Raw genomic sequence first — 24,616 nt, 5'->3', positions numbered from 1 at the left:
CAGCCGGATGCATGTTGGCGCCGAGGAAACGCACTGTTCCCGCACAGGGACGCTGTGCAACCGGGTCACCCGGATGGAGGAGGAGAGGCGCCGTCCCGGGATTGACCCGGGCGTCCCACGCCCCGTCGGCGCACCTACGGACCGTCAGCTTCCGCACAGGGCCCAGCGGACGACGGTCACCTCGGGGGTCACCGCCTGGAAGACCGCCTGGACCGGCGCGCCGATCCGGAGCCGCTGCGCGGGAACGGCGTTCCACGGCGCGTTCGGGCGGCGCGGGGAGCTCGTGAGCGTGCCCACCAGACGGATCTTCGGGTCCTCGTCCAGCTCCACCACGGCGACCGGGTAGGGCGCGCGCTCCGCGTAGGCGGGCAGCAGCGGCGGGTGGGCCACCACGAAGGACCAGAGCCGCCCGCGTCCGGACATGAGCCGCCACTCGTCGGCGAAGCTGCCGCACTGCGGGCAGCAGGGACGCGGCGGGAAGCGGAGCCGGCCGCAGTCCGCGCAGGCCTGGACCCGCAGTTCGCCGCGCCGGGTGTACTCCCAGAACGGCTCGCCGTCGTCGTCCGGCCAGGGCAGCAGCAGTCCGTCGGCGGTCATGGTGTCCATCGGGCGTTCCCTCCTCGGGAGCTGGGCTGGAGCTGGTGCGGGGTGCGCGCTCGGGGCCTCGGTGGAGGCGGACCCGGGTCAGGCGCGCAGCAGCAGGGCCGAGGTCGGCACGCCCTCGCCCGCGGTGACCAGGCACGTCGCGGCGTCCGGCACCTGGGCGGTGGAGATGCCGCGCAGCTGCTTCACGCCCTCGTTGATCAGGTTGAAGCCGTGGATGTAGCCCTCGGAGAGCCCGCCGCCGCCGGTGTTGACGGGGAGCCGCCCGCCGAGTTCCAGTGCGCCGCCCTCGGTGAACGCCGCGCCCTCGCCGCGACCGCAGAAGCCGTACCCCTCCAGCGAGAGCGGGATCAGCGGGGTGAAGGCGTCGTAGATCTGCGCGACGTCGACGTCCTCCGGGCCGAAGTCGGCCGTCTTCCACAGCTGCCGCGCGGCGGCCCAGGCGGGGCCGGTCAGCGGGTCGTCGTTCCAGTAGTTGACCATCCCGTGGTGCTGCGCGGGCAGGCCCTGGGCCACGGAGTGCAGGTAGACGGGCTTGCGGCGGCAGTCACGGGCGCGTTCGGCGCTGACCACGACGCAGGCCAGCGCGCCGTCGGTCTCCAGGCAGTTGTCGTACAGGCAGAGCGGCTCGCTGATCCAGCGCGCGTCCATGTACATCTCGCGGGTGAGCGGCCGGTCGTACATGATCGCGTCCGGGTTCTGGTTGGCCCGGTTGCGGCAGGCGAGGGCGACGTTGAACAGGTGGTCGCGGGTGGCCCCGTGCTCGTGCATGTAGCGCCGGGCCAGCATGCCGATCTCGTCCGCTGGGCGGAGCAGCCCGAAGGGGCGGGTCCACTGGGCCGGGGTGGGAAGCTGCTGCGTGGTGTTGGTCCACGGCCGCTTGCCGCTGCCGCGCTTCCGGCTGCGCCAGGCGACGCCGACGCTGGCCTGGCCGCTCGCCACGGCCATCGCGAGGTGCGCCACCGTCGCGCAGGACCCGCCGCCGCCGAAGCCGGCCCGGGAGAAGAAGATGATGTCGCCCGCGCCGATGGCCTTGGCCAGCTCCACCTCGTCGGTCTCCTCCATGGTGAAGGAGGCGAGCGCGTCGACCTCGCGCGGCTCGATGCCGGCGTCGTCCAGGGCGGCGAGGACCGCCCGGCAGGCGAGAGCCTTCTCCGACTCCTCCAGATGCTTGGCGAAGCGGGTCTGGCCGATGCCGACGACGGCCGTGCGGTCCTTGAGCATGGCGGCTCCCCCAAGATTATCTGACGTGCCGTCAGAATATGCTCCGGGGGCCCTTCCGGGAAGTCCGGGGCGAGCCTAATCTGACACTCAGTCACATGCGAGGGAAGGGGCGGTCGGAGATGCGGGCAGACCTGGAGTGGGGCACCGTCGCCGAGCTCGTCCAGCGGGCGGGCGCCCGCTTCGGCGGCCGCGAGGCGGTGGTCGGCCCGCGCACGCGGATCAGCTACGAGCAGCTCGCGCAACGGGTCCGCCGGGCTGCGGCGGGCGTCATGGCGGCGGGGGTCCGGCCCGGCGACCGCGTCGGCATCTGGGCGCCGAACGCGCCCGACTACGTGGTGGCGGCGCTCGGAGCGGTCAGCGCGGGCGCGGTGCTGGTGCCGCTGAACACCAGGCTCAAGGGCGGCGAGGCGGCGGAACTGCTCCGGCGGACCCGCGCGTCCCTGCTGTTCGTCACCGCGAACTTCCTCGGCGTCAGCTACATCTCCGCGCTTCGGGCAGCCGGCCCGCTGCCCGACCTGCGGGCGACGGTGCTGCTCGGCGAGACGGAGGCGGTGCCGGAGGGACTGCTGTCCTGGCGCGGCTTCCTCGCGGCCGGCGCGGACGTGCCCGAGCGTTCGGTGCTGGAGCGCGTCGCGGCCGTCCGGCCGGAGGACCCGGTCGACATCATGTTCACCTCCGGCACCACCGGCCTGCCCAAGGGCGCGGTCACCACCCACGCCCAGACCCTGCGGGCCTTCGGCGCCTGGGCCGACCTGGCCGGTCTCAGGGAGGGCGACCGCTATCTGGTGATCAACCCGTTCACCCACACCTTCGGCTGGAAGGCGGGCATCCTCGCCTCGCTGATGCGGGGCGCGACGATCCTGCCCCAGCCGGTCTTCGACCCCGAATCGGTACTGGCCAAGATCTCCACGGAGCGGGTCAGCGTGCTGCCCGGCGCCCCCACCGTCTACCAGTCGCTGCTGGAGCACCCGTCCCGCGCCCAGCACGACCTCTCCTCGCTCCGGCTCGCGGTCACCGGCGCGGCCGTCGTCCCGCTGGAGCTGGTCCACCGCGTCCGCGACGAGCTCGGCTTCGCCACCGTCCTGACGGCCTACGGCCTGACGGAATCCTGCGGCATGGTCACCATGTGCCGCCGCGACGACGAGCCGGACACCGTGGCACGGACGTCCGGCCGGGCGATCCCGGGCGTCGAGGTCCGCGTGCGCGACGCAGACGGCAAGGACCAGCCCCCCGGCATGCCCGGCGAGGTCCAGGTCCGCGGCTACACGGTCATGCGTGAGTACTTCGAGGACCCGGCCGGGACGGCGGAGACCTTCACCGACGACGGCTGGCTCCGCACCGGCGACGTCGGCGTCCTGGACGCGGACGGCAACCTGCGGATCACGGACCGGCTCAAGGACATGTACACCGTGGGCGGCTTCAACGCCTACCCGGCGGAGATCGAACGGGTCCTGGCCCGCCATCCGCTCGTCGTCGACTCCGCGGTGGTCGGCGTCCCCGACCCCCGCCTCGGCGAGGTCGGCCGCGCCTTCGTCGTTCCCCGCGGGACGCCTTCGGCGGCGGCGGAGGACGAGCTGATCGCCTGGTGCCGCAGGGAGATGGCCAACTACAAGGTGCCCCGCGAGGTGGTCTTCGTCCCCGAGCTCCCGCGCAACGCCTCCGGCAAGGTCCTCAAGGGCGACCTGAGGGCGCGTTAGCAAGGCTGCGCGACGGCGGGCCCGCTGCGCCTCCCCACGGGCGCACCCCGCCAGGGCGCGAGGAACTGCGCGCCTTCGGCGCGCGGGCCCGGCACTTCCGCGCAAGAGGGGTTGTTGCACTTCGCCAGGGGCGCGAGGAACTGCGCGCCTTCGGCGCGCGGGCCCGGCACTTCCGCGCAAGAGAGGTCGTTGCACTCCGCCGGGGGCGCGAGGAACTGCGCGCCTTCGGCGCGCGAGTGCGGCACCGGTGCACAAGGGGGCAGTTGAACTCGGCCAAGGGCGTGACGCTCTGCTCGATCGACTGTGTGCGCGACAAGCCACCCAGCCACCCGTCCGGCAGGCCGAACGCGCAAGGCTGTCCGCAAGCCGGTGGTGTCTCGCGCGCGCGGCTCATCGAACGGCGCCCCGCGCCCCTGGCGGCGGGCCGCAGGCCCTAGTCCGCACCTAAGCACGTCACAGCCCCGGCACAGCGCCGCCGCGAAGAGTGCAGGACATGAACCATTCGTCCGCGTTGGCGGCAGAGCCCGCCCCTCCCGCCGCAGGCCGGGACGGCACCCGCACCAAGCTGGTCGAGGTGGTCGTCCCCGTCTACAACGAGGAGCACGTCCTCGCCCGCAGCATCCGCACCCTGCACGCGTACCTGCGGGAGAACTTCCCCTACCGCTTCCGGATCACGGTCGCCGACAACGCCAGCATCGATGGCACCTGGCAGGTGGCCACCGCGCTCGCCGCGGAGTTCGCCGAGGTCAGAGCCGTGCACCTGGCGCAGAAGGGCCGCGGGCGCGCCCTGCGACACGTCTGGGGCGGCAGCGACGCCGACGTCGTGAGCTACATGGACGTGGACCTCTCCACCGACCTGGACGCCTTCCTCCCGCTGGTCGCGCCGCTGCTCTCGGGCCACAGCGACCTCGCGATCGGCAGCCGGCTGCACCGCGGCTCCGCCGTCGTCCGCGGCCCCAAGCGGGAGATCATCTCCCGCACCTACAACTTCCTGCTCCGGGCGACTCTCGCCGCCAAGTTCTCCGACGCGCAGTGCGGTTTCAAGGCCGCCAGGACCGAGGTGGTCCAGGCGCTGCTGGCCGAGGTCGAGGACGAGACCTGGTTCTTCGACACCGAGCTGCTGCTGCTCGCCGAGCGCAGCGGCCTGCGGATCCACGAGGTCCCCGTCGACTGGACCGACGACCCCGACAGTCGCGTCGACATCGTCCGGACGGTCAAGGACGACCTGAAGGGCATGTGGCGGGTCGGGCGGCAGGCCGTCTTCGGGGCGACCAGACTGCCCGTCCCGCCGCGCCCGCGGCAGGCCCAACTGCCGAACGGCATGCGCTGGCAGCTGGCCAGCTTCGCGATGGTCGGCGTGCTGAGCACGCTCGCCTACCTGGTCCTCTACCTGGCCCTGCGGCAGACCGTGCCGGCCGAACTCGCCAACGCGGTGGCGCTGTTGCTGACCGCGATCGCGAACACCGCCGCCAACCGACGCTTCACCTTCGGCGTCACCGGGCCGCGTGACGCGCTGAAGCACCAGGTGGAGGGCGGGATCGCCTTCCTGATCGGGCTGGTGCTCAGCACGCTCGCGCTGGCGCTCGCGGGCGTCGTGTCGCCCGGCGCCTCGCACGCCGTCGAACTGGGCTGGCTGGTCGGCGCGAACGCGCTGTCCACGGTCGTGCGCTTCGTGCTGATGCGGGCCTGGGTCTTCAACCCGAGGCGCGCCGCCAGGAGCGCGTGGCAGGCGGCGCCGCAGTCCGAACTCTCGCACCTGAACCAGGAGACGCACCGGTGAGTGCCCATATCCAAGCCCCGGTGGACACGTCCGCCGCCCCGACCGGCCGCAGCAGGCCGGCACGTCCCCGAGCCGCCCGCTGGATCCGTCCCGCGTACTGGGGCAGCCTGCTGCTCGCGGCGCTCGTCTACTGCTACGGCCTCGGCCAGAACGGCAACGCGAACTCGTACTACGCGGCGGCGGTGCTGAGCGGCACCAAGAGCTGGTCCGCGATGTTCTACGGGTCCCTGGACACCGGCAACTACATCACCGTGGACAAGCCGCCGTTCGCGCTCTGGCTGATGGAGGCCAGCTGCCGGATCTTCGGTTTCGGCAGCTGGCAGATGCTGCTGCCGATCGCGCTGTGCGGGGTGGCGGCGGTCGCCGTGCTCTACAGCGCGGTTCGGCGTAGCTTCGGCGCCGTCGCGGCGACGGTCGCGGCCGTGGTGCTGGCGCTCACGCCGATCACGGTGGCGATCAACAGGGACAACAACCCCGACCCCGTGCTGGTGCTGCTGACCGTCTCGGCGGCCTGGTTCTGCCTGGAGGCGATCCGGCGCGGCACGCTGTGGCAGCTGGTGGTCAGCGCCGTGCTGGTCGGCTTCGCCTTCAACACCAAGATGCTGCAGGCGTACATGGTGCTCCCGGCCCTCTTCCTGGCCTACATCTGGGCGGCGCGCGGCGGTTGGCTGCGCCGGCTGCGGAACCTGCTGGTCGCCGCGGTGGCCCTGGTGGTGTCCAGCGCCTGGTGGATGCTGACCGTCGACTCGATCAAGAACCATCCGTTCATCGGGTCCAGCACGGACGGCACCGTGTGGAACCTGGTCATCGGCTACAACGGCCTGCAGCGCGTCCTCGGCGCGGGCGGCGGCAGCGGCGGTGGGCCGGGGGCTCGGCCGGGCGTGGTGGTGGCGGCGGTGGCGCCAACTTCGGCGGGACCTCCGGCGCGGGTCGGCTCTTCAACGACATCCTCGGCGGCCAGATCTCCTGGCTGATCCCCTTCGCGGTGATCGCCCTGGTGGGCGCCCTGGTGCTGCGCGGACGCCGGCCCCGGACCGACATGCAGCGGGCCTCGCTGCTGCTCTGGGGCGGCTGGCTGCTGACCCACTATGTGGTCTTCAGTTTCTCCTCCGGGACCTTCCACCCCTACTACACGACCATGCTGGCCCCGGCCATCGCCGCGCTGACCGCCGCCGGCGGCACGATGCTGCTGCGCGCCCTGCGCTCACCCTCGCGCCGGGCCGTCTGGGCGGCGGTGCTGCCGCTGGGCGTCGCCGTCTCGGCGGTCTGGGCGGTCGTCCTGCTGCGCCGTACCGCGACCTTCGCTCCCTGGCTCTGGCCCACCGTCGCCGTGCTGGCGGTCGCCGGGGTGGTCGCCCTGCTGGTCGCGCGTTTCGGCGCGAGCGCGGCGCTTGCCGCGGTGCGCGGACGCCTGCTCGCCGTCGGCGCGGTCGCGGCGGCGCTGGCCCTGGTGGCCGGTCCGGCCGCCTATGCCGCCGACACCGTGACCTCCGGCTCCGTCCAGGGCACCAACCCGACCGGCGGCCCGGCGTCCTCGGGCGGTTTCGGCGGTATGCCGGGCGGTGGCTTCGGCGGCATGCGCGGCGGTTTCCCCGAGGGTTTCCCCGGCATGTCGGGCAGGGCCGGCGGCTCCGGTGCGGGCGGCGGCTCGGGTTCGGTCTCGGGCGAGCGTCCGACGGGCGGATTCCCCGGTGGCGGCTCATCCGGCGGTGCGTCGGCGGGCGGTGGTGCGGGCGGCGCGGCCCCGGGCGGAAGTGGCACAGGGGGAAGCACTTCGGCGGGTGGCGCTCCGGGCGGCTCGACGCAGGGAGGATTCTCCGACGGCGGTATGCCGGGCGGCGCCGCGGGCGGGCTGCCTGCGGGTGACGCGGGGACCGGCGTCGCAGGCGGGGCCCCGCGTATGGGCGGCTTCGGCGGTGGCGGCGGCATGGGCGGCGGTGTCAGCTCGGCGCTCCTCTCCTACCTGGAGAAGAACCAGGGCAGTGCGACCTGGCTGGTCGCCGTGTCCAGCGCGCAGTCCGCGGCCGAGATGATCCTGCAGTCCGGCGGCGAGGCCGTCATCGGCATGGGCGGCTTCACCGGGGACGACCCGGCGATGCCGCTGGCCAAGCTCAAGACCTACATCGCCTCCGGACAGCTGCGCTACGTGCTGATCGGCAGCGACGGCGGCATGGGCGGCGGCCCCGGAGGCGGGTCGGCCAACAGCGCCGCGACCGCGTATGTGAAGTCCAGTTGCACGGTCGTGAAGGCCTCCGAGTACGGCGGCTCCGGCACCTCGTCGAGCTCGTCGTCGGCCTCGTCCTCCTCGGCGTCGTCCGCCGCGTCGGCCTCGTCCGGGCAGGTGCTCTACGACTGCAAGGCGTAGCCGTCCCGGTTGAGGGACCGGTGGGGCGCGGACTCGTTCACAGCGAGTCCGCGCTCCGCCGCTGTACCCGCTGGGCGGCGCGGGTGCGGACGCGGCGGAGCTCGGCCGTCCGCATCCCGGGCCGCCAGGTGTCCACCGCGGCCGTCACCGCGCAGAGGGTGAACCCGGCCAGCAGCCAGCCGGCGACGATGTCGCTGGGCCAGTGCACGCCCAGGCCCAGCCTGGTCCAGCTGACCAGCAGGACGAGCGCGGCCCCTGTGCCCGCCGCCAGCGCGCGCATGGCGCGCCGTCGCAGGCGCGGCCAGACCACGGCGACGAGCAGCGGGATGATCACGGCCGCGGTCATCGCATGGCCGGAGGGGAAGGACCAGTCCGTCGCGGTGGAGACGGGATGCGGCAGCAGTGGCCGCGGTCGGGCGACCGCCTGCTTCACGGCGACCTCGAGCCCGGCCTGGACGAGCCCGCAGCACGCCGCCCAGACGGCGGCGATCCGCGCGCCGCGCCACCAGAGCCAGACGACGACCGCTCCCAGCACCACCCGGAGCACGAGCGGGGACAGCACCGAGGTGATGGTGCGCATCGATCCGGTCCACGCGGCGTGGTGCAGGGCGGTGGCGTGCAGGTGCTGGTCGAAGGAGAGGTCGAAGCGGATCAGCGCGTGCCAGGGGGTTTCCACCAGGGCCAGGAGGACCCCGAAGAGCAGGAGGCACACGGCCGCTCCCGTCCACAGCCGCCAGCACCGCACGTGCGTCTCCTCCCGGCGCGAAGGCCTCGGGTTCACCGCGCGGGGAACCAAGGCCGGGCGGACAATCGTCCCAGAGAGTGACAGATCCGGACGCCCGCCCCACCGTAACCGGGCGATGACACTCCGCCGACGTTCGGGGTGAAACCGGACAGCATACTGCTACGGGCGAAGAAAAACACCGCCTCGGGAATGATTCCCGACAACTCGTCGTTGAGTCGTTACGTAAGCAGTTCCCACGAACGGGCCAGCCAGGCCCGTCAGGTCACCGAGGGAGTACGTATGGCCACCCGTGCCGTCGTCCGCGACAAGGCCGATCGGATGCGCACCGCGCGTCCGACCGCTGGTGAGGCCGACCGAGACCTCGTCGGTATGTACCTGGACGAGATCGCGCGAACCCCGCTGCTCGACGCGGCGCAGGAGGTCGAGCTGTCCACCCGGATCGAGGCGGGCGTCTTCGCGGAGCATCTCCTCGAAGAGGGCGCGACCGTGGGCGACGCGACGGAGGACGAGCTCCGGGCGATAGCCGCTGACGGGCAGCGTGCCAAGGACGTCTTCATTCGGTCCAACCTCCGCCTCGTCGTCGCCGTGGCCCGCCGCTACCCCCGCAGCGGCCTGCCGCTGCTGGATCTGATCCAGGAGGGCAACGCGGGCCTGGTCCGTGCCGTCGAGAAGTTCGACTTCGGCAAGGGCTTCAAGTTCTCCACCTACGCGACCTGGTGGATCCGGCAGGCGATCACCCGGTCCATCGCCGACCAGTCGCGCACCATCCGGCTGCCCGTGCACCTGGTCGAGGAGCTCGGCCGGATCCGACGCGTGCAGCGCGAGAAGTCCAAGGAGCTCGGCCGTGAGGTCGAGCCCGCCGAGGTCGCGGCCGAGCTGGACACGACCGAGGAGCGGATCAAGGACGTGCTCGACTGGGCGCGGGACCCGGTCAGCCTCAACATGACCGTCGACGACGACGGCGAGACCCAGTTCGGTGACCTCGTCGAGGACACCGGCGCCACCTCGCCCGAGGACGCGGTCCTGGTCATGCTCCGCCGCGAGGAGCTCGACAAGCTGATCGACCGGCTGGACGACCGGACGGCGTCGATCATCCGCTCGCGCTACGGCATCGAGGACGGCCGCGAGCGGACCCTCACCGAGGTCGGCAAGCAGCACGGTCTGACCCGTGAGCGGATCCGTCAGATCGAGAAGCACGCGCTGGCCGAGCTCAAGAAGATCGCCGACCACGCCGGCTTCGAGGCCGCGTAAGCGTCACCGCCAGAGGTTGGGCCACCTCGAAGGAGCCCCCGTTGCGCCGAAAGGTCGCGACGGGGGCTCTTTTGGCTTCCCTCGTCCTGCAATGATCCTTTTTGTCTGCTTATGCTCGGCCCAAGATCGGGTCAACGGACAGCGGGGACGCGGGTGGACAGAAGAAAACTGCGGCAGCGCGCCGCCCTGGTGGCGGCTCTGGTCTCGCTGGCGCTCGTCGCCGCCATCGTGCTCGGCAGCCGGGGTCTGAGGGACTTCGACTCCGCGCTGCTGCCCTACGCCGTCGCCACCGTCTTCCTCGCCTTCGGCGTCACCTACCGCTACACGGTGTGGGTCAGCGAGCCGGCCGCCTGGCGGATGTTCCGCAAGGGGTTGCGTGCCGCGTTCTCCATGGAGAACTTCCGCCGTGCCCCGACGGCCCTGCCCCGCATGGCCGCGACCTACCTCGGCTTCCAGAAGTTCCTCGGTGCCCGCTCCCACGCGCGCTGGGCGGCCCACCAGCTGATCTTCTGGGGCTGCCTGCTCGCGGCCGCCATCACCTTCCCGCTCACCTGGGGCTGGTTCACCTTCACCGCCTCCAGCGCCGACGGCCCCGGCTACGAGATGCGGATCTGGGGCTTCAAGGTGCTGGGCTTCTCCTCCAGCAGCCTGCTGGGCTGGGCGATGTTCCACGGCCTGGACCTGGCCGCGGTCCTGGTGATCGGTGGGGTGGGCTACTTCCTGTGGCGTCGCTACCACGACCGAGCGGCCACCACGGGCCAGCGCTTCGCCTACGACTTCCTGCCGCTGCTGGCGCTGCTGACCGTGTCGGTGACCGGCCTGCTGCTGACCTTCTCCGAGATCTTCCTGCACGGCGGCGGCTACGAGTTCCTGGCCGTCCTGCACATGGTCTCGGTGGTCTTCACCCTGGTCTACCTGCCCTTCGGCAAGTTCTTCCACATCGTGCAGCGTCCGGCGGCCGTCGGCATGCAGCTCTTCAAGTTCACCGCGAGGGACGCCGGCCAGGAGCTGTTCGCCTGCCGCCGCTGCGGGACGGAGATCGACACCGTCCCGGCCGTGGAGAACCTCCGCGGCACCATGCGCGACATGGGCCTCGGCTTCGACGGCTGGGCCGAGTACTGCCCGCGTTGCAAGCGCGTCCTGCGCGGCGGCGCCTACCTCAGTGACGTGAAACGGGGGTTCAAGTGACCGGAGTGGATGCCACGCGGGACCGGACCGTCCCCCTGGACCCCGCGGTCGCGCCGCCGGGCACCCGCAACTTCCGGGACGCGGGCGGTCTGCCCGCCGACCGGTGGCGGGCCGACCAGGCGAAGCAGACGCTGGTGCCCACGCACTGCTGCTTCTGCGGCGTGCAGTGCGGGATGTACCTGCGGGTCAACGAGCACGGCAAGGTCTTCGGCGTCGAACCGCGCAACCACGACATCAACCGCAGCCGGCTCTGCCCCAAGGGGCTGAACGCCTACCAGCAGGTCAACCACCCGGACCGGCTCACCGCGCCGCTGCTGCGGCGCAATCGCGACGAGGAGTTCCGCGAGGCGAGCTGGGAGGAGGCGCTCGACTTCACCGTCGCCGAGATCCGCCGGATCCAGGCCGAGTACGGACGCGACGCCTTCGGCATGCTCGGCGGGGCCAGCCTCTTCTCGGAGAAGACCTACCTGGTCGGCAAGTTCGCGAGGGTCGCCCTGAAGACCCGTCATGTCGACTACAACGGCCGGCTCTGCATGGTCAGCGCCGCCGGAGCCAACAAGCTCGCCTTCGGCATCGACCGCGCCGCCAACCCCTTCAGCGACATCCTGCAGACGGACTGCCTGCTGATCGTCGGCTCCAACGTCGGCGAGTGCTTCCCGGTGATGACCCAGTACCTGTGGGGCGCGCGGGACCGCGGGGCGACGCTGATCGTCGTCGACCCGCGCGAGACCGCGATCGCGCGGACCGCGGACGTGCACGTCGCCCTGCGCTCGGGCACCGACTCGGCGTTCTTCAACGCGGTGCTGCATGTGGTGATCAAGGAGGGGCTGGTCGACGAGGAGTTCGTCGCCGCCCACACGACCGGCTGGGCGGAGGTGCAGGCACACGTCGCCGCATGGACCCCTGAGCGCGCGGCCGAGGTCTGCGGCATTCCCGCGGCCCAGATCGTCCAGGTCGCCCGGATGTTCGGCGGCGCGGAGAAGGCGATGGCCTGGCACGCGCGCGGGATCGAGCACCACACCCAAGGGGTGGAGAACTGCCTCTCCGTCATCAACCTGTGCACGGCCACCGGCCACCTCGGCCGCCCCGGTGCCGGCTACGGCACCATCACCGGGCAGGGCAACGGGCAGGGCGGGCGCGAACACGGCCAGAAGTCCGACCTGCTGCCGGGCGGCCGCTCCATCGCGGACCCCGCCGCGCGCGCCTTCATCTCGCTGTTCTGGGGCATCGAGGAGTCCGAACTGCCGCAGGCCGGCACCTCCATGATGGAGATGGTCTGGCAGATGCAGCGGGAGGAGATCCGCGGGCTGATCGGCGTCTGCAACAACCCCTTCGTCTCGCTGCCCCACTACGCCACCGTCAAGGACGGCTACGACCGGCTGCAGTTCCACGCGCAGTTCGACTTCTTCCTGTCCGAGACGGCGGCCAACGCGCACGTGGTCTTCCCGGTGACGACCTGGGCGGAGGACGAGGGCGTGATGGCCAACGCCGAGGCCCGCGTGATCAAGCACAACAAGGCGCAGGAGCCGCCGCCCGGGGTGCGCACCGACACCTGGGTGATGTGCGAGATCGCCGAGCGGCTCGGGGAGGGGGACAAGTTCGCCTTCGCCGGAGCCCGCGAGGTCTTCGACGAGCTCAGGGAAGCCTCCCGGGGCTCCGTCAACGACTACTACGGCATCACCTACGAGCGGCTGGAGCAGACCGGCGGCATCTCCTGGCCCTGCCCCGAACCTGACCATCCGGGTACGCCCCGACTCTTCGAGGGCGGGCGGACCTACCACCCGGACGGCAAGGTCCACATGCAGGTCGTCGAGTGGCACGAGCCCGCCGACGCCTTCGACGAGACCTACCCGATGCGGCTGACCACCGGCCGGACCGTGGCGCACTTCCTGTCCGGCAACCAGACGCGCCGGCTGGGCGCGCTGGTCGAGCAGACGCCGCGCCCGTGGGTGGAGGTGCACCCCTCCCACGGCTTCCGCACCGGGGACCCGGTCCGGGTCACCACCCGGCGCGGCACCGAGGTGTTCCCGGCCCTGGTCACCGAGGCCATCCGGCCGGACCACGTCTTCGTGCCGTACCACTGGCCGGTGCCGACCGCCGCGAACGCCCTGACCATCGACGCCCTGGACCCGCGCTCGAAGATCCCCGAGTACAAGGTCTGCGCCTGCCGGATCGAGCGCGCCGAGCGGGTGGACGAGGTGCCGGCGCCGCCGACGCCGCCGGGCCGCCCCGCCTGTCCCGAGGTCCAGGCCCCGCGGACCACCACCCGTCCGCCGACCTCTCCCCAGGGGCGCGGCACCGGCGAAGGGAGCTGAGGCAGCGATGATGGGCCGGACCCTTTTCATCGACCCTGGACGCTGCATCGGCTGCCAGGCCTGTGTCTCCGGCTGCCGGGAGTGCGACTCGCACCGTGGCAAGTCGATGATCCACCTCGACTACCCGGACGAGGGCCACAGCGTCGCCTCGCTGCCGACGGTCTGCATGCACTGCGAGGACCCGGTCGCGCCCTGCGCCGAGGTCTGCCCGGCGGAGGCGATCCTGATCAGCCCGGACGGGGTGGTCCACGAGGCCGACCCGACCCGCTGCATCGGCTGCTCGAACTGCGTCAACGCCTGCCCCTTCGGCGTTCCGAAGATCGATCTGGCGGCGAAGCTCCAGCTGAAGTGCAACCTCTGCTACGACCGCACCGAGCTGGGCCTGGCCCCGATGTGCGCGACGGTCTGTCCGACGGGCGCGCTCTTCTACGGCACCCTGGAGGAGCTCCAGGCCGAGCGGCCCGGCGTCTCGGTGTCGAACTGGTTCGAGTTCGGGGACACCGGCATCAGCACCGGGGTCGGCATGATCGTCCCCTGGGACCGGGGCGAGCGCCCGGTGCCCGGCGGGCTGCCGCTGGTGGCCGTCAACGGCCGCGACGTCACCGGCACCGCCGGCGGCGGTAGCGCCGGCAGCGGCCCTTCCGGCAGCACCGTGGCTGCGGGAGGTGCGGCATGACCGGGGAACCGCGCCCGGACGGGCAGGCGCCACAGGACCGGGACGCCCGGTGCGGGAGTCCGGACCCTGGGAACCCGGAGGAGCGGGAACGGCTCCGCGACCGGCTCAGTGCCGATTCGCTGACCAGCCGTCGGGACTACCTGCGGGTCATGGCGACCGTGTCCGGAGGCCTGGCCGTCGGCTCGGTGGCCGTCGCCGCCGGGGTGCTGCCCCGGCACGGCGACGCCAAGGCGGCGGAGGTGGTCCCGCTCCGGGTCGCCGACGACCTGCCCAAGGGCCGTGCCGTGACCTTCAACTACCCGACCGCGCACGACCGGGCGATCGCGATCCGGCTTCAGGACGGCACGCTGGTGGGCTACTCCACCGTCTGTACCCACCTGGCCTGCGGTGTGCTGTGGCGGGACGACCGGGGAGACGAGGGGCAGCTGTACTGCCCGTGCCACGAGGGCGCCTTCGAACCGCGCAACGGCGCGGTGGTGCAGGGCCCGCCACCGCGGGGCCTGCCCAAGGTCCTGATGCTGGAGCAGGTCGACGGCTCCATCTGGGCCGTCGGGACCACCTACTCCGACGAGAGCCCGGTGCACGCGGCGTGCCGGGAGCTCAGCGCCAAGGACGCCAAGCTCGGGCAGGTCGCCTGCCCCAAGTCGGTAAGGGACTGACCCGCCATGGCACCTCCGGCCGACCAGCCCGACGACGCCCTCGCCACCGGTGCGGTGGAGTGGAGCGCCCCGGGGAGCGCCCAGCCCCGGCTCAACCGGCCGGTTGCGGAGCGTTACCCCCAGATCCGGCCGACCAGTGGCTACGGCGACTCCCGGGTCCGACACAGCGGTCCCGGGCCCGGCGCGGGCACCGATCACGACCCGGAGCGCTCGGCGATGCTCAGCGGCCGGCTGATCGTGGTCCTCAGCATCGTGGTGGGCCAGCTCTGGGCCCTGGGCGTGGGCGTCGACGCCTGGATGCAGGGGCGTACCTCGGTCGCCTGGTGGTGCGCCGGCTTCGAGGCCCTGTCCTTCGGGATCGCCCTGGCCGCCTGGCGGTTCGGACCGTCCGACCACTGAGGCGGATCCCGTCCCGGTCCGGCGGTGCGGTCGGGGCGGGGCCGGAGCCGGGAGAAGGGGCCCGGGCGAAGGCTCCCGGCTCTGCCGGGCGGCGCTCGCCTACCCTGGAGTGGTGAGTGACAGCGAGAAGAAGAAGATCGTCTTTGACGACCCGATGAGCGGTCGCAGCCGGGACGACACCGATGCCGGCTGGGGCGACGAGCGGACCGGGAACGGCGAGGGCTCACGCGACAAGGACTGGTACCTGCGCGAGACCCCGCCGCACCACGGGGAGAAGTGACGGAGGCCGGTACCGCGCGGCGCCTCAGCCGCGCTGTGCGACGAGCAGGTCGCGGATCTCGCCGAGGATCTCGACCTCGCTGATCTCCGGCTCCTTGACCACCTCGACGGGCGCGTCCTTCTTGGACATGTAGCGCTTCATGAAGTGGTTCATCGGCAGCACGATGAGGAAGTAGACGACTGCTGCCGTGATCACGAAGCTGAGCACGGCTCCGAGGACCGTGCCCCACTGGATGAGGATGCCGTCGACCTTGCCGGTCGCCTTGTCCAGCTGGCAGGTGCCCTTCAGGCAGGACGAGTACGCGTTGAGGTCCTGGGTGCCGAACGCCCCGACGACCGGGTTGATGATCCCGTCGACGATCGAGTTGATGACCTTGGTGAACGCGGCGCCGATGACGACCGCGACTGCGAGATCCACGACGTTGCCGCGGAGCAGGAATGCCTTGAAGCCTTTCATGGTCAACGGAAGTTACGGGAGAAGCGGCGAGCCCGGGGACCGTGGAAGTTCACCCGTGCGGAGGCGTCGTGGCCGGTGGCACCGGCGCGACCTGAGCAAACACCCCGGCTTCGGGGTGGGCGCGCGCGCCGGCCGCCGCTCCCCTTTCACTCGAACCGGGGAGCTGTCGGAGTGATCCGACCGCCAGCGTGGTGGCCGCGACGATGAGTCCGGCCGCGATCGGCCCGGGCCGGCGGCGCACCGGCGTGGGCAGCCGGTGTCGGCCGCCCGCGCGGATGGGCGGGAAGGCGGCGATGCAGTACGTGGGCGGGATCGAGAGGGACACCGGTGCCTCCGGAGGGCGGGGAGCAGAGCGGGTGGGAAGTCGGCGGTGTTCCGCCGTGGTGCCCACCCTGCCCCCGCGTCACGACCCGATCCAGCGGTGTCCCCACAGCCTGTGGAAAACCCGGCCCTGTGGAAAACCCGGCCACCCGATCGGGTGGCCCGGGACCGCTACAGCCCGGTGTCCAGGCCGTCCAGTGCGTGCGCGCAGATGCAGTCCCGGTCCGCCGTGGCCGGCAGCGCGGCCACCGTCCCGGTCAGCACGCCGCGCAGGCGGCCGATGTTCCTGGCGAACTCCGCCAGCACCTCCGCGTGGGTCACGCCCTGGCCGGTCTCCACGCCCGCGTCCAGGTCGGTCACCAGGGTGAGCGAGGTGTAGCAGAGCGCGAGTTCGCGGGCGAGCACCGCCTCCGGATGCCCGGTCATGCCCACCACCGACCAGCCCTGCGAGCTGTACCAGCGGGACTCGGCCCGGGTGGAGAAGCGCGGGCCCTCGATCACCACCAGCGTGCCGCCGTCGACCGGCGGCCAGCCCGCCGCGTGCGCGGCCTTCACCGCGGTCGCCCGCCCGGTCGGGCAGTAGGGGTCGGCCGCCGAGACGTGGACCACCTCGGGGACCCGGCCGTCGGCGCGTGTCAGTCCGTCGTAGTAAGTCTGGACGCGTCCGGTGGTGCGGTCCACGAACTGGTCGGGGACCAGCAGCGTGCCGGGGCCGAACTGGGGGCGCAGGCCGCCCGTCGCGCAGGGGCCGAGCACCTGCCGGACACCGAGGGAACGCAGGGCCCAGAGGTTGGCCCGGTAGTTGATCGCGTGCGGGGGGATCCGGTGCGCCCTCCCGTGCCGCGGCAGGAACGCCACACGGCGCCCCGCGAACTCGCCCACGAAGAGCGAGTCGCTGGGAGCGCCGTAGGGGGTGTCGACGACGACCTCGTCCAGGTCGTCCACGAGCGCGTAGAGCCCCGTGCCGCCGATGATGCCGATCTCGGCCCGGACCGCTGCAGCTGACTGGTCTGTCATGCGCCGCAGCGTAGCCGCGTGGGTCGGCTCAGGCGGCGGAACCGGCCGAGCCGGACGAGGCGGAACCGGAAGAGCTCGACGAGGACGTCGAGGAGGACGTCGAAGAGGAGCTCGACGCCGCGGGCGCGCTCGTCGACGAGGACGAGATGCTGCTGCTGGACGAGGAGCGGCTGTCGGTCCGGTAGAAGCCGGATCCCTTGAAGACCACGCCCACCGCGGAGAAGATCTTGCGCAGCTTGCCGCCGCACTCGGGGCACTCGGTCAGCGCGGCGTCGCTGAACTTCTGCACGGCCTCGAGGCCGTTGCCGCACTGGGTGCACTGGTACTGGTACGTCGGCACTGGTTTCCTCCTGGCACTCTAAGGCTATGAGTGCTAACGATCCTCAATGATGCGGTATTCCGGGTCGATAAGTCCACTGAACGTGGTGCATGCCTCAGTACTCGCCCCGCGTGCCGCTCAGCCAGCCGGCCAGCTTGCCGCCCCGGTCGACCGCGCGCAAGCGGCGTTCCGCCCGGTCCCGCACGGCGTCGGTGGTCACCACGAGCAGGTCGTCCGCGTGCCGCAACGCCGTCGTCGGGCCGGGGACGAAGCTCGTCCCCTCGCGGACCACGAGCGTCACCGCCGCGCCCGCGGGCAGGCGCAGCTCGCTCACCTCGACTCCGGCGAGCCGCGAGTGCGGACCGACCGAGACCGAGAGCAGGTGCCCGTGCAGCCGCTCCAACGGGGCGGACTCCACCTCCAGATCGTCGGCGTGTGCGGACTCCGAGATCCGCAGCCAGGTGGCGAGCCAGGGCAGCGTCGGCCCCTGGATCAGGGTGAAGACGACGACGAGCAGGAAGACCGTGTTGAAGAGCTGGTCGGCTCCCGGTACGGCGTGCACCACCGGGATGGTGGCCAGCACGATCGGCACGGCGCCGCGCAGGCCGGCCCAGCTCAGCAGCGTCTGCTCGCGCCAGCCCACCCGGAACGGGGTGAGGGTCAGCAGCACCGAGGCCGGGCGGGCCGCCAGCACCAGCACCAGTCCGACGACGAACGCGGGCACCACCGCGTCCCCCATGGTGTGCGGGTTCACCAGCAGGCCCAGCATGACGAACATGCTGATCTGCGCGATCCAGGCCAGGCCCTCGGCGAAGCCGCGGGTGGCGGGGCCGTGCGGCAGTCGGGCGTTGCCGAGCACCAGGGCGCAGATGTAGACGGCGAGGAAGCCCGAGCCGTGCAGCAGCGCGCCGCCCGCGTAGGCGAGCAGCGTCAGCGCGACGACGGCGATCGGGTAGAGGCCGGAGGAGGGCAGCGCGACGTGGCGCAGCGTCAGCGCGCCCAGTCGACCGAGCACCAGGCCCACGGCCAGACCGATCGCCAGCTCCACCACCACCGTCCCCGCCAGCATCCACCAGGAGTCGATCGGTCCCGAGGTCGCGAAGGCGACGACCAGGATGACGACGGGGGCGTCGTTGAAGCCGGACTCCGCCTCCAGCAGTCCGCTCAGCCGCGCGGGCAGCGGCACCCGACGCAGCACGGAGAAGACCGCCGCCGCGTCGGTGGAGGAGACGATGGCGCCCAGCAGCAGGGCGATGCGCCAGTCCGCCCCGGTGAACAGGTGGGCGCCGAGGGCCACCACGCCGACGCTGACCACCGTGCCGAGGGTGGCCAGCACGGCGGCGGCCGGGACGGAGGGCCTGATGTCGTTCCACCGGGTGCCGAGGCCGCCCTCCGCCAGGATCACCACCAGGGCGGCATAGCCGAGTACCTGCGTGAGCATGGCGTTGTCGAAGGTGATGCCGGCGATGCCGTCATGGCCGAGCAGGACCCCGATGCCCAGGTAGAGCAGCAGGCTGGGCAGCCCGCTGCGGGAGGAGAGCCGGACCGCCGCGACGGCGACCAGCAGCACCAGGGAGAACAGCAGGAGGAGCAGGTCGAGCCGGTGGACGGACACGCAGGGGCACCTCGCACAGCAGAATCGTTGCTTCCACTTCTCTGGGGCAAGATTTTACCGTCGGGACGGGTGTGGACCGTGGTTCGTCCACAGGCTGGGCACGCTGCGCGGGTGACCCCTGGTCACCGGCCGCACACCGGCCAGGCCTCGGCCGCGCGCCACCGCTTCCGCTTCGGGTGTTAGCGTCAGCACCTGCCGCCTCGCGCGGCACGTCGCGGTACAGTCACTGCCCCTCACAAGGACCCTGATGCCCCGCTCCAAGAAGTTCCGTCGTCTGCGCCTGTTGGTGGTGCTGGTCGTGCTGCTGCTGGTGGCCGGCGTCGCCCTCGGCGGCTGGTACGGCGTGCGCCAGGTGCACGCCTCGTACCCGCAGACCACCGGCAGCATCCACCTGCAGGGCCTCTCCGGTCCGGTCGACGTGATCAGGGACGACAAGGGCATCCCGCAGATCTACGCCGCCAGTGCCGAGGACCTCTTCATGGCCCAGGGCTATGTGCAGGCGCAGGACCGCTTCTGGCAGATGGACGTGGACCGGCACATCACCTCCGGCACGCTCAGCTCGATGTTCGGCTCGGGCCAGGTCCAGACGGACGCCTTCATCCGCACCATGAACTGGCGCGGCGTCGCTCAGCAGGAGTGGGACTCGAAGCTGTCGGCCGGGACGAAGAAGTACCTCCAGGCCTACAGCGACGGCGTCAACGCCTGGCTCAAGGACCACCCGGGCGGCGCCGGGGCCTCCCTGGAGTACGCGCTGCTCGGCGCCGTCCACGGCGACTACAAGCCCGCCACGTGGACGCCCGTCGACTCGATCTCCTGGCTCAAGGCAATGGCCTGGGACCTCAGCGGCAACATGCAGCAGGAGATCGACCGCTCGCTGCTGGCCGGGACCTTCAACGCCCAGCAGATCGCCCAGCTGTACCCGGACTACCCGTACGCGGCGAACGGCACGATCATCGCGAGGACCGGAACCGTGGGCAAGGACGGCAAGTACGTCCCGGTCGACGGCCGGACCACGCCGACCGGCGCCGCCCCGGGCTCGCCGGCCACCGGTTCCGGCTCCACCGCGAGCACGACGCCCGCCTCCTACCGGACCGGGAGCGCCGGCGGCCGTCCCGCCGCCCAGGGCGCACAGCAGGCCGCCGAGGCGCTGGCGGACAACCTCGCCGTGCTGCCGACCATGCTCGGCCGTCCCGGCGCGGCGGGCATCGGCTCCAACTCCTGGGTGGTCGACGGCCGGCACACCACGACCGGCATGCCCCTGCTGGCCAACGATCCGCACCTGGCCCCCGGCATGCCGTCCATCTGGTACCAGATGGGTCTGCACTGCAACACCGTCAGCGCCCAGTGCCCGTTCGACGTCACCGGCTTCACCTTCCCCGGCATGCCCGGAGTGATCATCGGTCACAACCAGAGCGTCTCCTGGGGCTTCACCAACCTCGGCGCGGACGTCCAGGACCTCTACCTGGAGCAGGTCAACAGCGACGGCACCTATCTCTACGACGGCAAGAACGTGCCGTTCGACACCCGCACGGAGACCATCCGGGTCGCCGACGGCTCGGCCCAGACCATCACGGTGCGCAGCACCAAGGACGGGATGCCGATCATCTCGGACCACAGCACGGAGGAGCAGACCGTCGGCCGTGACGCGCCCGCCGACGGCACCGCCCCGCCGCGCGGCGGCGGCTACGCCATCGCGCTCAAGTGGACCGCGCTGATTCCGAACAACACCATGGACGCGGTGTTCGAGCTCGACCGGGCCACGAACTTCACCGCGTTCCGGGCGGCGGCGGCGGACTTCTCCGTCCCCGCGCAGAACCTCATCTACGCGGACACCGCCGGCCACATCGGCTACCAGATGCCGGGCCAGATCCCGATCCGCCCCAAGGTCGACGGTACGGCGAGCGACGGCACCTACCCGCAGCCGGGCTGGGACTCCCGCTACGCCTGGGAGCCGAAGTTCGTCGACTTCAAGTCGCTGCCCTGGGAGGAGGACCCGAAGGCCGGGTACATCGTCACGGCCAACCAGGCCGCGGTGGACACCTCCTACCCGTACCTGATCACCAAGGACTGGGACTACGGCACCCGCGCGGCCAAGATCACCTCGCTGATCAAGGGCAAGCTGGCCGGCGGCGGCAAGATCTCGCCGGACGACATGGCCTCCATCCAGCTGGACGACACCAGTGTCTTCGCGACGACGCTCGTGCCGTACCTGCTCAAGATCCAGCTGACCGACCCGTACTACAAGGACGCACAGGACCTGCTTCGCGGCTGGAACCTCCAGCAGGACGCGGGCTCGGCCGCGGCGGCGTACTACAACGCGGTCTGGTCCAACCTGCTCCACCTGGCGCTGGACGAGAAGTTCCCGGCCGAGGTGCGCAGCACCACCGACTGCATCATGGTCGTCCCGGCCGACAAAGCCGGCATCCCGCAGGACGACGTCAACGGCACGCCCAAGCGGGTCCGCACCTGCGGCCTCCGTGACGGCGCGACCGCGCAGCCCGACGGCAACGACCAGTGGATGACCGTGATCGGCGGCCTGCTGACCCAGCCGAAGAGCCCGTGGTGGAACTGGACGGACAGCCTCGGCCGCCAGCAGACCGAGGGTCGCGACTCCCTGCTGAAGCAGGCCATGATCGACGCCCGCAAGCAGCTGACCTCGCTGATGGGCAAGGACATCAGCGGCTGGAGCTGGGGCCGCATCCACACGCTCGACCTCAAGGAGCGCACGCTCGGTTCGGACGACTCGTCCGTCGCCTCCGGCATGGTGCACTGGATGCTCAACCGCGGCCCCTACAGGCTCGACGGCGGCAGCGCGGCGGTCGACGCGGCGAGTTGGAACGCGGCGAACGGCTTCACGGTCGACGAGGCCCCGTCGATGCGGATGATCGTCAACCTGGGGAACTTCGACGCGTCCCGCTGGATCAACATCGGCGGCGCCTCCGGCCACGCGTTCAGTCCGCACTACGACGACCAGATGCCGCTGTGGGTCTCGGGGCAGATGCTCAGCTGGGCCTACGACCGCAAGACGGTCGAGGCGGCGGCCGAGGACAAGCTCTCGCTGACGCCATGACCCTCGGGTCGTGACCGCACGGGGCTGATCCCGCACGGATACGCCTGACGCCCGCCCATCCGGACCGTTCCGGGTGGGCGGGCGTCGTGCATCCGGCGCCGTGGTGCACCGTGCCCGGGGCGTCCCTCCGGGTCTCTCGGGCGTGGTGCCTCACGCGTCGCGCGGGAAGGTGAGCGTGCGAGCGGGCGTCAGCACGGCGTCCACCCGGCGGTCGTGGGGTTCCGCGGGCAGGTCGGGGACGAGCTCGGAGTCGAAGAGCAAGGTCGCGAGCAGAGCCGGCGCGGCGGCCGCGTCCAGGCGGGCGAGCACGCGGTCGTAACTGCCGCCGCCCCGCCCCAGCCGGAGGCCGCTCGTCGGGTCGACCGCCAGGCCGGGCAGCAGCACCAGGTCCGCGCCGCAGACGGCGTCCGCACCCAGCCTCGGGCCGGTCGGCTCCAGCAGCCCCAAGCGCGCGGGCGCGAGCAGCTCGGCGCCGTCGTACCGGGCCCAGTCGAGGTCGTTGTCCGCCAGCAGCACCGGCAGCAGCACCTCGGTCCCCTCGGCGCGCAGGGCGTCCAGCAGGGCGCGGGTGCCGGGCTCCGAACCCAGCGAGACATAGCAGGCCACGGTCCGGGCGCCGATGCCGTGCACGAACGTCAGTGCTGAGGCGGTCAGCGCGTTCGCCGCTGTCGCCCGCTCGACGGGTGACATCGCCGCACGCGCCGCGATCAGCCGTGACCTCATGGCCTTCTTCTCGTTCACCATCGGATGGGACGGCCTTCCGTCTCGTAACCGGCCTGCACTGTGCGGAGGGACGATCATGCCGCCCGTCCTCGCGAACATCCTCGCTGCTCTCTGCCTGCCCGCGCTGCTCGCCGCCGGAGCGCTGCTCCGCGGCAGGGCGCGGGTGCGGGCCGTGGTCGGGGCCCAGCTCGCGGAACTGGAGGCCCTGCGCGCCGGCCGGGCGGAACTGGAACGGACCTCCTGCACGGACGCGCTGACCGGGGTCTGGAACTACCGCTACCTGCAGCTCGCCCTCGACCGGGAGGTCTCCCGCTGCAACCGGCGCCCGGAGGAGCGGGTGCTCGCGGTCCTGCTGGTGGAGATCGACGGATTCGCCGACATCCGGCGCGAGCACGGCTACCAGCGGTCCGGCGCGGTGCTGCGCGATCTGGCCCAGCGACTGGCGATGGAGGTGCGCGAGGAGGACGTCTTCGGCCGCTACGGCGGTGAGGAGTTCCTGGTGCTGCTGCCCGACACGGACGAGGCGGGGGCCAGGACCGTCGCCGACCGGCTGGCGTGGACGGTGCGCCGGCATCCGCTCGCGCTCCCCGCGGTGCCGGTGCTCGCGGACGAGAGCGGCGCTCTTCCAGGCAACGGTCTGTCAGCCAGGATCGGCCTGGGGCGGCTGCCCGCGGATGGTTCGCACGCAGCCCTCCTGCTGCGGGCTGCTGACAAGTCCCTCACGGCGGAGAGACACGCAGGGGACACAATCAGGAAGCTAGAGTCGTCCGTATGACAAAGGCTCGTATCCGCGAAATTTCGAAGGCGGTCATCCCCGCCGCTGGGCTCGGAACCCGGTTCCTGCCGGCCACCAAGGCGACTCCGAAGGAGATGCTGCCGGTGGTCGACAAGCCGGCGATCCAGTACGTCGTGGAGGAGGCCGCGTCGGCCGGTCTGACCGATGTCCTGATGATCACGGGCCGGAACAAGCGTCCGCTGGAGGACCACTTCGACCGGGCGTACGAGCTGGAGGAGCAGCTGGCCAGGAAGGGCGACCAGGCCAAGCTGGACCGGGTGCGGGAGTCGAGCGACCTGGCGACGATGCACTACGTGCGGCAGGGCGACCCCAAGGGCCTGGGGCACGCCGTGCTGTGCGCGGAACCGCACGTCGCGGACCAGCCGTTCGCGGTCCTGCTCGGTGACGACCTGATCGACCCGAGGGACCCGCTGCTGGCCAAGATGATCGAGGTGCAGAGCGAGCTGGGCGGCAGTGTCGTCGCGCTGATCGAGGTGGACCCGGCGCTTGCGCACCTGTACGGATGCGCGTCGATCCGGCCGGCGGAGTGGCACGGCACCCTCGGCGGGGACGAGGACATCGTGCGGATCACGGATCTGGTGGAGAAGCCGGCTCCGGGTGAGGCGCCGAGCAACTACGCGGTGATCGGCCGCTACGTGCTGGATCCGACGATCTTCGACGTGCTGCACGAGACGCCGCCCGGGAAGAACGGCGAGATCCAGCTGACCGACGCCCTGCGCGTGCTGGCGCAGCGGACGCCGGGGCGCGGCGGTCCGGTGCACGGCGTGATCTTCCGCGGTCGTCGGTACGACACGGGCGACAAGGGCGACTACCTGCGGGCGATCGTGCGCCTGGCCTGCGAGCGTGAGGATCTGGGGCCGGAGTTCCGTTCCTGGCTCAAGGACTTCGTCGGCAGCGGCGAGCTGGACGGCCCGGCCGTCTCCGAGTCCTGACCTTCGACCGCACAGCAGGCCGCCGGACCGACGCACCACCACGGGGGAGCGCACCATGACCGACCAGCAGCATCACGACGAGCGGAAGCAGGACGAGTCGCGGCACGGCCACGGCAACGGCCACACGCACGCCCACGGCACGGGGGCGGCCGCGGACCCGTGCACGGCCGAGGCCGCCGAGCCGG

General features: G+C 71.8%; 22 protein-coding genes. 14 read left to right on the top strand and 8 right to left on the bottom strand.

Annotated features, from left to right (window positions below; all coding sequences use genetic code 11):
* Positions 1-144: 144 nt before the first annotated feature.
* Entirely contained in the window at positions 145-606 is a 462-nt protein-coding gene (locus BS83_RS39775) for a Zn-ribbon domain-containing OB-fold protein (RefSeq protein WP_037608231.1), read from the bottom strand.
* 78 nt (positions 607-684) lie between these two features.
* Positions 685-1,827 carry a lipid-transfer protein gene (locus tag BS83_RS39770; protein WP_037608230.1) on the bottom strand — a complete coding sequence of 381 codons (1,143 nt, stop codon included), beginning with the start codon at positions 1,825-1,827 and terminating at the stop codon, positions 685-687.
* Between the two features lie 119 nt (positions 1,828-1,946).
* Between BS83_RS39770 and BS83_RS39765 the strand changes: the two genes are divergently transcribed.
* From BS83_RS39765 to BS83_RS48125, 4 genes are all read left to right on the top strand, one after another.
* On the top strand, positions 1,947-3,524 hold the full coding sequence (locus tag BS83_RS39765; protein WP_037608228.1) for a FadD3 family acyl-CoA ligase: 1,578 nt from the start codon (positions 1,947-1,949) through the stop codon (positions 3,522-3,524).
* A 493-nt stretch (positions 3,525-4,017) separates the two neighbouring features.
* Entirely contained in the window at positions 4,018-5,304 is a 1,287-nt protein-coding gene (locus BS83_RS39760) for a bifunctional glycosyltransferase family 2/GtrA family protein (RefSeq protein ID WP_051945143.1), read from the top strand.
* Positions 5,301-6,278: a glycosyltransferase family 39 protein gene (locus BS83_RS48130; RefSeq protein WP_232248652.1), complete on the top strand. Its 978-nt coding sequence runs from the start codon at positions 5,301-5,303 to the stop codon at positions 6,276-6,278. Before BS83_RS39760 ends, BS83_RS48130 begins: the two co-directional genes overlap by 4 nt.
* An 11-nt stretch (positions 6,279-6,289) precedes the next feature.
* Entirely contained in the window at positions 6,290-7,669 is a 1,380-nt protein-coding gene (locus BS83_RS48125) for a mannosyltransferase YkcB-related protein (RefSeq protein ID WP_232248651.1), read from the top strand.
* 37 nt (positions 7,670-7,706) lie between these two features.
* Here the strand turns inward: BS83_RS48125 and BS83_RS39750 are convergent, their stop codons facing one another.
* The gene (locus tag BS83_RS39750; RefSeq protein ID WP_157597499.1) at positions 7,707-8,381 is read right to left on the bottom strand and encodes a phosphatase PAP2 family protein; all 675 of its coding nucleotides are present in this window, start codon (positions 8,379-8,381) and stop codon (positions 7,707-7,709) included.
* 312 nt (positions 8,382-8,693) lie between these two features.
* Between BS83_RS39750 and BS83_RS39745 the strand changes: the two genes are divergently transcribed.
* From BS83_RS39745 to BS83_RS46890, 7 genes are all read left to right on the top strand, one after another.
* Entirely contained in the window at positions 8,694-9,665 is a 972-nt protein-coding gene (locus BS83_RS39745) for a sigma-70 family RNA polymerase sigma factor (protein ID WP_037608227.1), read from the top strand.
* A gap of 111 nt (positions 9,666-9,776) precedes the next feature.
* The gene (locus tag BS83_RS39740; protein WP_051945138.1) at positions 9,777-10,853 is read left to right on the top strand and encodes a hypothetical protein; all 1,077 of its coding nucleotides are present in this window, start codon (positions 9,777-9,779) and stop codon (positions 10,851-10,853) included.
* Positions 10,850-13,168: a molybdopterin oxidoreductase family protein gene (locus BS83_RS39735; RefSeq protein WP_037608225.1), complete on the top strand. Its 2,319-nt coding sequence runs from the start codon at positions 10,850-10,852 to the stop codon at positions 13,166-13,168. Before BS83_RS39740 ends, BS83_RS39735 begins: the two co-directional genes overlap by 4 nt.
* 7 nt (positions 13,169-13,175) lie before the next feature.
* Positions 13,176-13,844, top strand: a complete 669-nt coding sequence (locus BS83_RS39730; protein ID WP_051945134.1) for a 4Fe-4S dicluster domain-containing protein — start codon at positions 13,176-13,178, stop codon at positions 13,842-13,844.
* The gene (locus tag BS83_RS39725) at positions 13,841-14,503 is read left to right on the top strand and encodes a QcrA and Rieske domain-containing protein (protein ID WP_037610982.1); all 663 of its coding nucleotides are present in this window, start codon (positions 13,841-13,843) and stop codon (positions 14,501-14,503) included. The genes BS83_RS39730 and BS83_RS39725 overlap by 4 nt, the downstream gene beginning before the upstream one ends.
* 6 nt (positions 14,504-14,509) lie before the next feature.
* Positions 14,510-14,902, top strand: coding sequence for a DUF6755 family protein (locus BS83_RS39720; protein WP_051945131.1), 393 nt, complete (start codon positions 14,510-14,512; stop codon positions 14,900-14,902).
* 112 nt (positions 14,903-15,014) lie between these two features.
* Entirely contained in the window at positions 15,015-15,182 is a 168-nt protein-coding gene (locus tag BS83_RS46890; RefSeq protein ID WP_198035491.1) for a hypothetical protein, read from the top strand.
* 24 nt (positions 15,183-15,206) lie between these two features.
* Here BS83_RS46890 and mscL read toward each other — a convergent pair whose 3' ends face one another.
* From mscL to BS83_RS39700, 4 genes are all read right to left on the bottom strand, one after another.
* A complete protein-coding gene (gene mscL, locus BS83_RS39715; protein ID WP_037608224.1) occupies positions 15,207-15,638 on the bottom strand; it encodes a large conductance mechanosensitive channel protein MscL in 432 nt (143 codons plus the stop codon).
* A 492-nt stretch (positions 15,639-16,130) separates the two neighbouring features.
* Positions 16,131-16,976, bottom strand: a complete 846-nt coding sequence (locus tag BS83_RS39710) for an S-methyl-5'-thioadenosine phosphorylase (protein ID WP_037608223.1) — start codon at positions 16,974-16,976, stop codon at positions 16,131-16,133.
* A gap of 28 nt (positions 16,977-17,004) precedes the next feature.
* Positions 17,005-17,316, bottom strand: coding sequence for an FmdB family zinc ribbon protein (locus BS83_RS39705; RefSeq protein WP_037608221.1), 312 nt, complete (start codon positions 17,314-17,316; stop codon positions 17,005-17,007).
* Between the two features lie 94 nt (positions 17,317-17,410).
* Positions 17,411-18,910, bottom strand: coding sequence for a potassium/proton antiporter (locus BS83_RS39700; protein WP_037608220.1), 1,500 nt, complete (start codon positions 18,908-18,910; stop codon positions 17,411-17,413).
* Between the two features lie 247 nt (positions 18,911-19,157).
* Between BS83_RS39700 and BS83_RS39695 the strand changes: the two genes are divergently transcribed.
* Positions 19,158-21,980, top strand: a complete 2,823-nt coding sequence (locus BS83_RS39695) for a penicillin acylase family protein (RefSeq protein WP_198035404.1) — start codon at positions 19,158-19,160, stop codon at positions 21,978-21,980.
* 150 nt (positions 21,981-22,130) lie between these two features.
* On the opposite strand, the gene BS83_RS39690 is transcribed toward BS83_RS39695, so the two are convergent.
* A complete protein-coding gene (locus BS83_RS39690; RefSeq protein ID WP_232248650.1) occupies positions 22,131-22,703 on the bottom strand; it encodes a 5-formyltetrahydrofolate cyclo-ligase in 573 nt (190 codons plus the stop codon).
* Positions 22,704-22,779: 76 nt separating this feature from the next.
* Between BS83_RS39690 and BS83_RS39685 the strand changes: the two genes are divergently transcribed.
* Both BS83_RS39685 and BS83_RS39680 read left to right on the top strand, forming a co-directional pair.
* On the top strand, positions 22,780-23,478 hold the full coding sequence (locus BS83_RS39685; protein WP_051945127.1) for a GGDEF domain-containing protein: 699 nt from the start codon (positions 22,780-22,782) through the stop codon (positions 23,476-23,478).
* Complete coding sequence (locus BS83_RS39680; RefSeq protein WP_037608215.1) at positions 23,475-24,431, top strand: UTP--glucose-1-phosphate uridylyltransferase; 957 nt, start codon at positions 23,475-23,477, stop codon at positions 24,429-24,431. The genes BS83_RS39685 and BS83_RS39680 overlap by 4 nt, the downstream gene beginning before the upstream one ends.
* The last annotated feature ends 185 nt before the right edge of the window (positions 24,432-24,616 follow it).

This window comes from Streptacidiphilus rugosus AM-16, from assembly GCF_000744655.1.
Lineage (GTDB): Bacteria > Actinomycetota > Actinomycetes > Streptomycetales > Streptomycetaceae > Streptacidiphilus > Streptacidiphilus rugosus.
This window is presented reverse-complemented; position numbering and strand designations above follow the sequence as displayed.

What these genes read in the sequence shown, in the direction of transcription:
- BS83_RS39760 (WP_051945143.1), top strand. Translation starts at nt 4,018, where the DNA reads ATGAACCATTCGTCCGCGTTGGCGGCAGAGCCCGCCCCTCCCGCCGCA.
- BS83_RS39775 (WP_037608231.1), bottom strand. Translation starts at nt 606, where the DNA reads ATGGACACCATGACCGCCGACGGACTGCTGCTGCCCTGGCCGGACGAC.
- BS83_RS39685 (WP_051945127.1), top strand. Translation starts at nt 22,780, where the DNA reads ATGCCGCCCGTCCTCGCGAACATCCTCGCTGCTCTCTGCCTGCCCGCG.
- BS83_RS39740 (WP_051945138.1), top strand. Translation starts at nt 9,777, where the DNA reads ATGCTCGGCCCAAGATCGGGTCAACGGACAGCGGGGACGCGGGTGGAC.
- mscL (WP_037608224.1), bottom strand. Translation starts at nt 15,638, where the DNA reads ATGAAAGGCTTCAAGGCATTCCTGCTCCGCGGCAACGTCGTGGATCTC.
- BS83_RS39720 (WP_051945131.1), top strand. Translation starts at nt 14,510, where the DNA reads ATGGCACCTCCGGCCGACCAGCCCGACGACGCCCTCGCCACCGGTGCG.
- BS83_RS39730 (WP_051945134.1), top strand. Translation starts at nt 13,176, where the DNA reads ATGATGGGCCGGACCCTTTTCATCGACCCTGGACGCTGCATCGGCTGC.
- BS83_RS39690 (WP_232248650.1), bottom strand. Translation starts at nt 22,703, where the DNA reads ATGAGGTCACGGCTGATCGCGGCGCGTGCGGCGATGTCACCCGTCGAG.
- BS83_RS39770 (WP_037608230.1), bottom strand. Translation starts at nt 1,827, where the DNA reads ATGCTCAAGGACCGCACGGCCGTCGTCGGCATCGGCCAGACCCGCTTC.
- BS83_RS39725 (WP_037610982.1), top strand. Translation starts at nt 13,841, where the DNA reads ATGACCGGGGAACCGCGCCCGGACGGGCAGGCGCCACAGGACCGGGAC.
- BS83_RS39680 (WP_037608215.1), top strand. Translation starts at nt 23,475, where the DNA reads ATGACAAAGGCTCGTATCCGCGAAATTTCGAAGGCGGTCATCCCCGCC.
- BS83_RS39765 (WP_037608228.1), top strand. Translation starts at nt 1,947, where the DNA reads ATGCGGGCAGACCTGGAGTGGGGCACCGTCGCCGAGCTCGTCCAGCGG.
- BS83_RS39710 (WP_037608223.1), bottom strand. Translation starts at nt 16,976, where the DNA reads ATGACAGACCAGTCAGCTGCAGCGGTCCGGGCCGAGATCGGCATCATC.
- BS83_RS39745 (WP_037608227.1), top strand. Translation starts at nt 8,694, where the DNA reads ATGGCCACCCGTGCCGTCGTCCGCGACAAGGCCGATCGGATGCGCACC.
- BS83_RS39695 (WP_198035404.1), top strand. Translation starts at nt 19,158, where the DNA reads ATGCCCCGCTCCAAGAAGTTCCGTCGTCTGCGCCTGTTGGTGGTGCTG.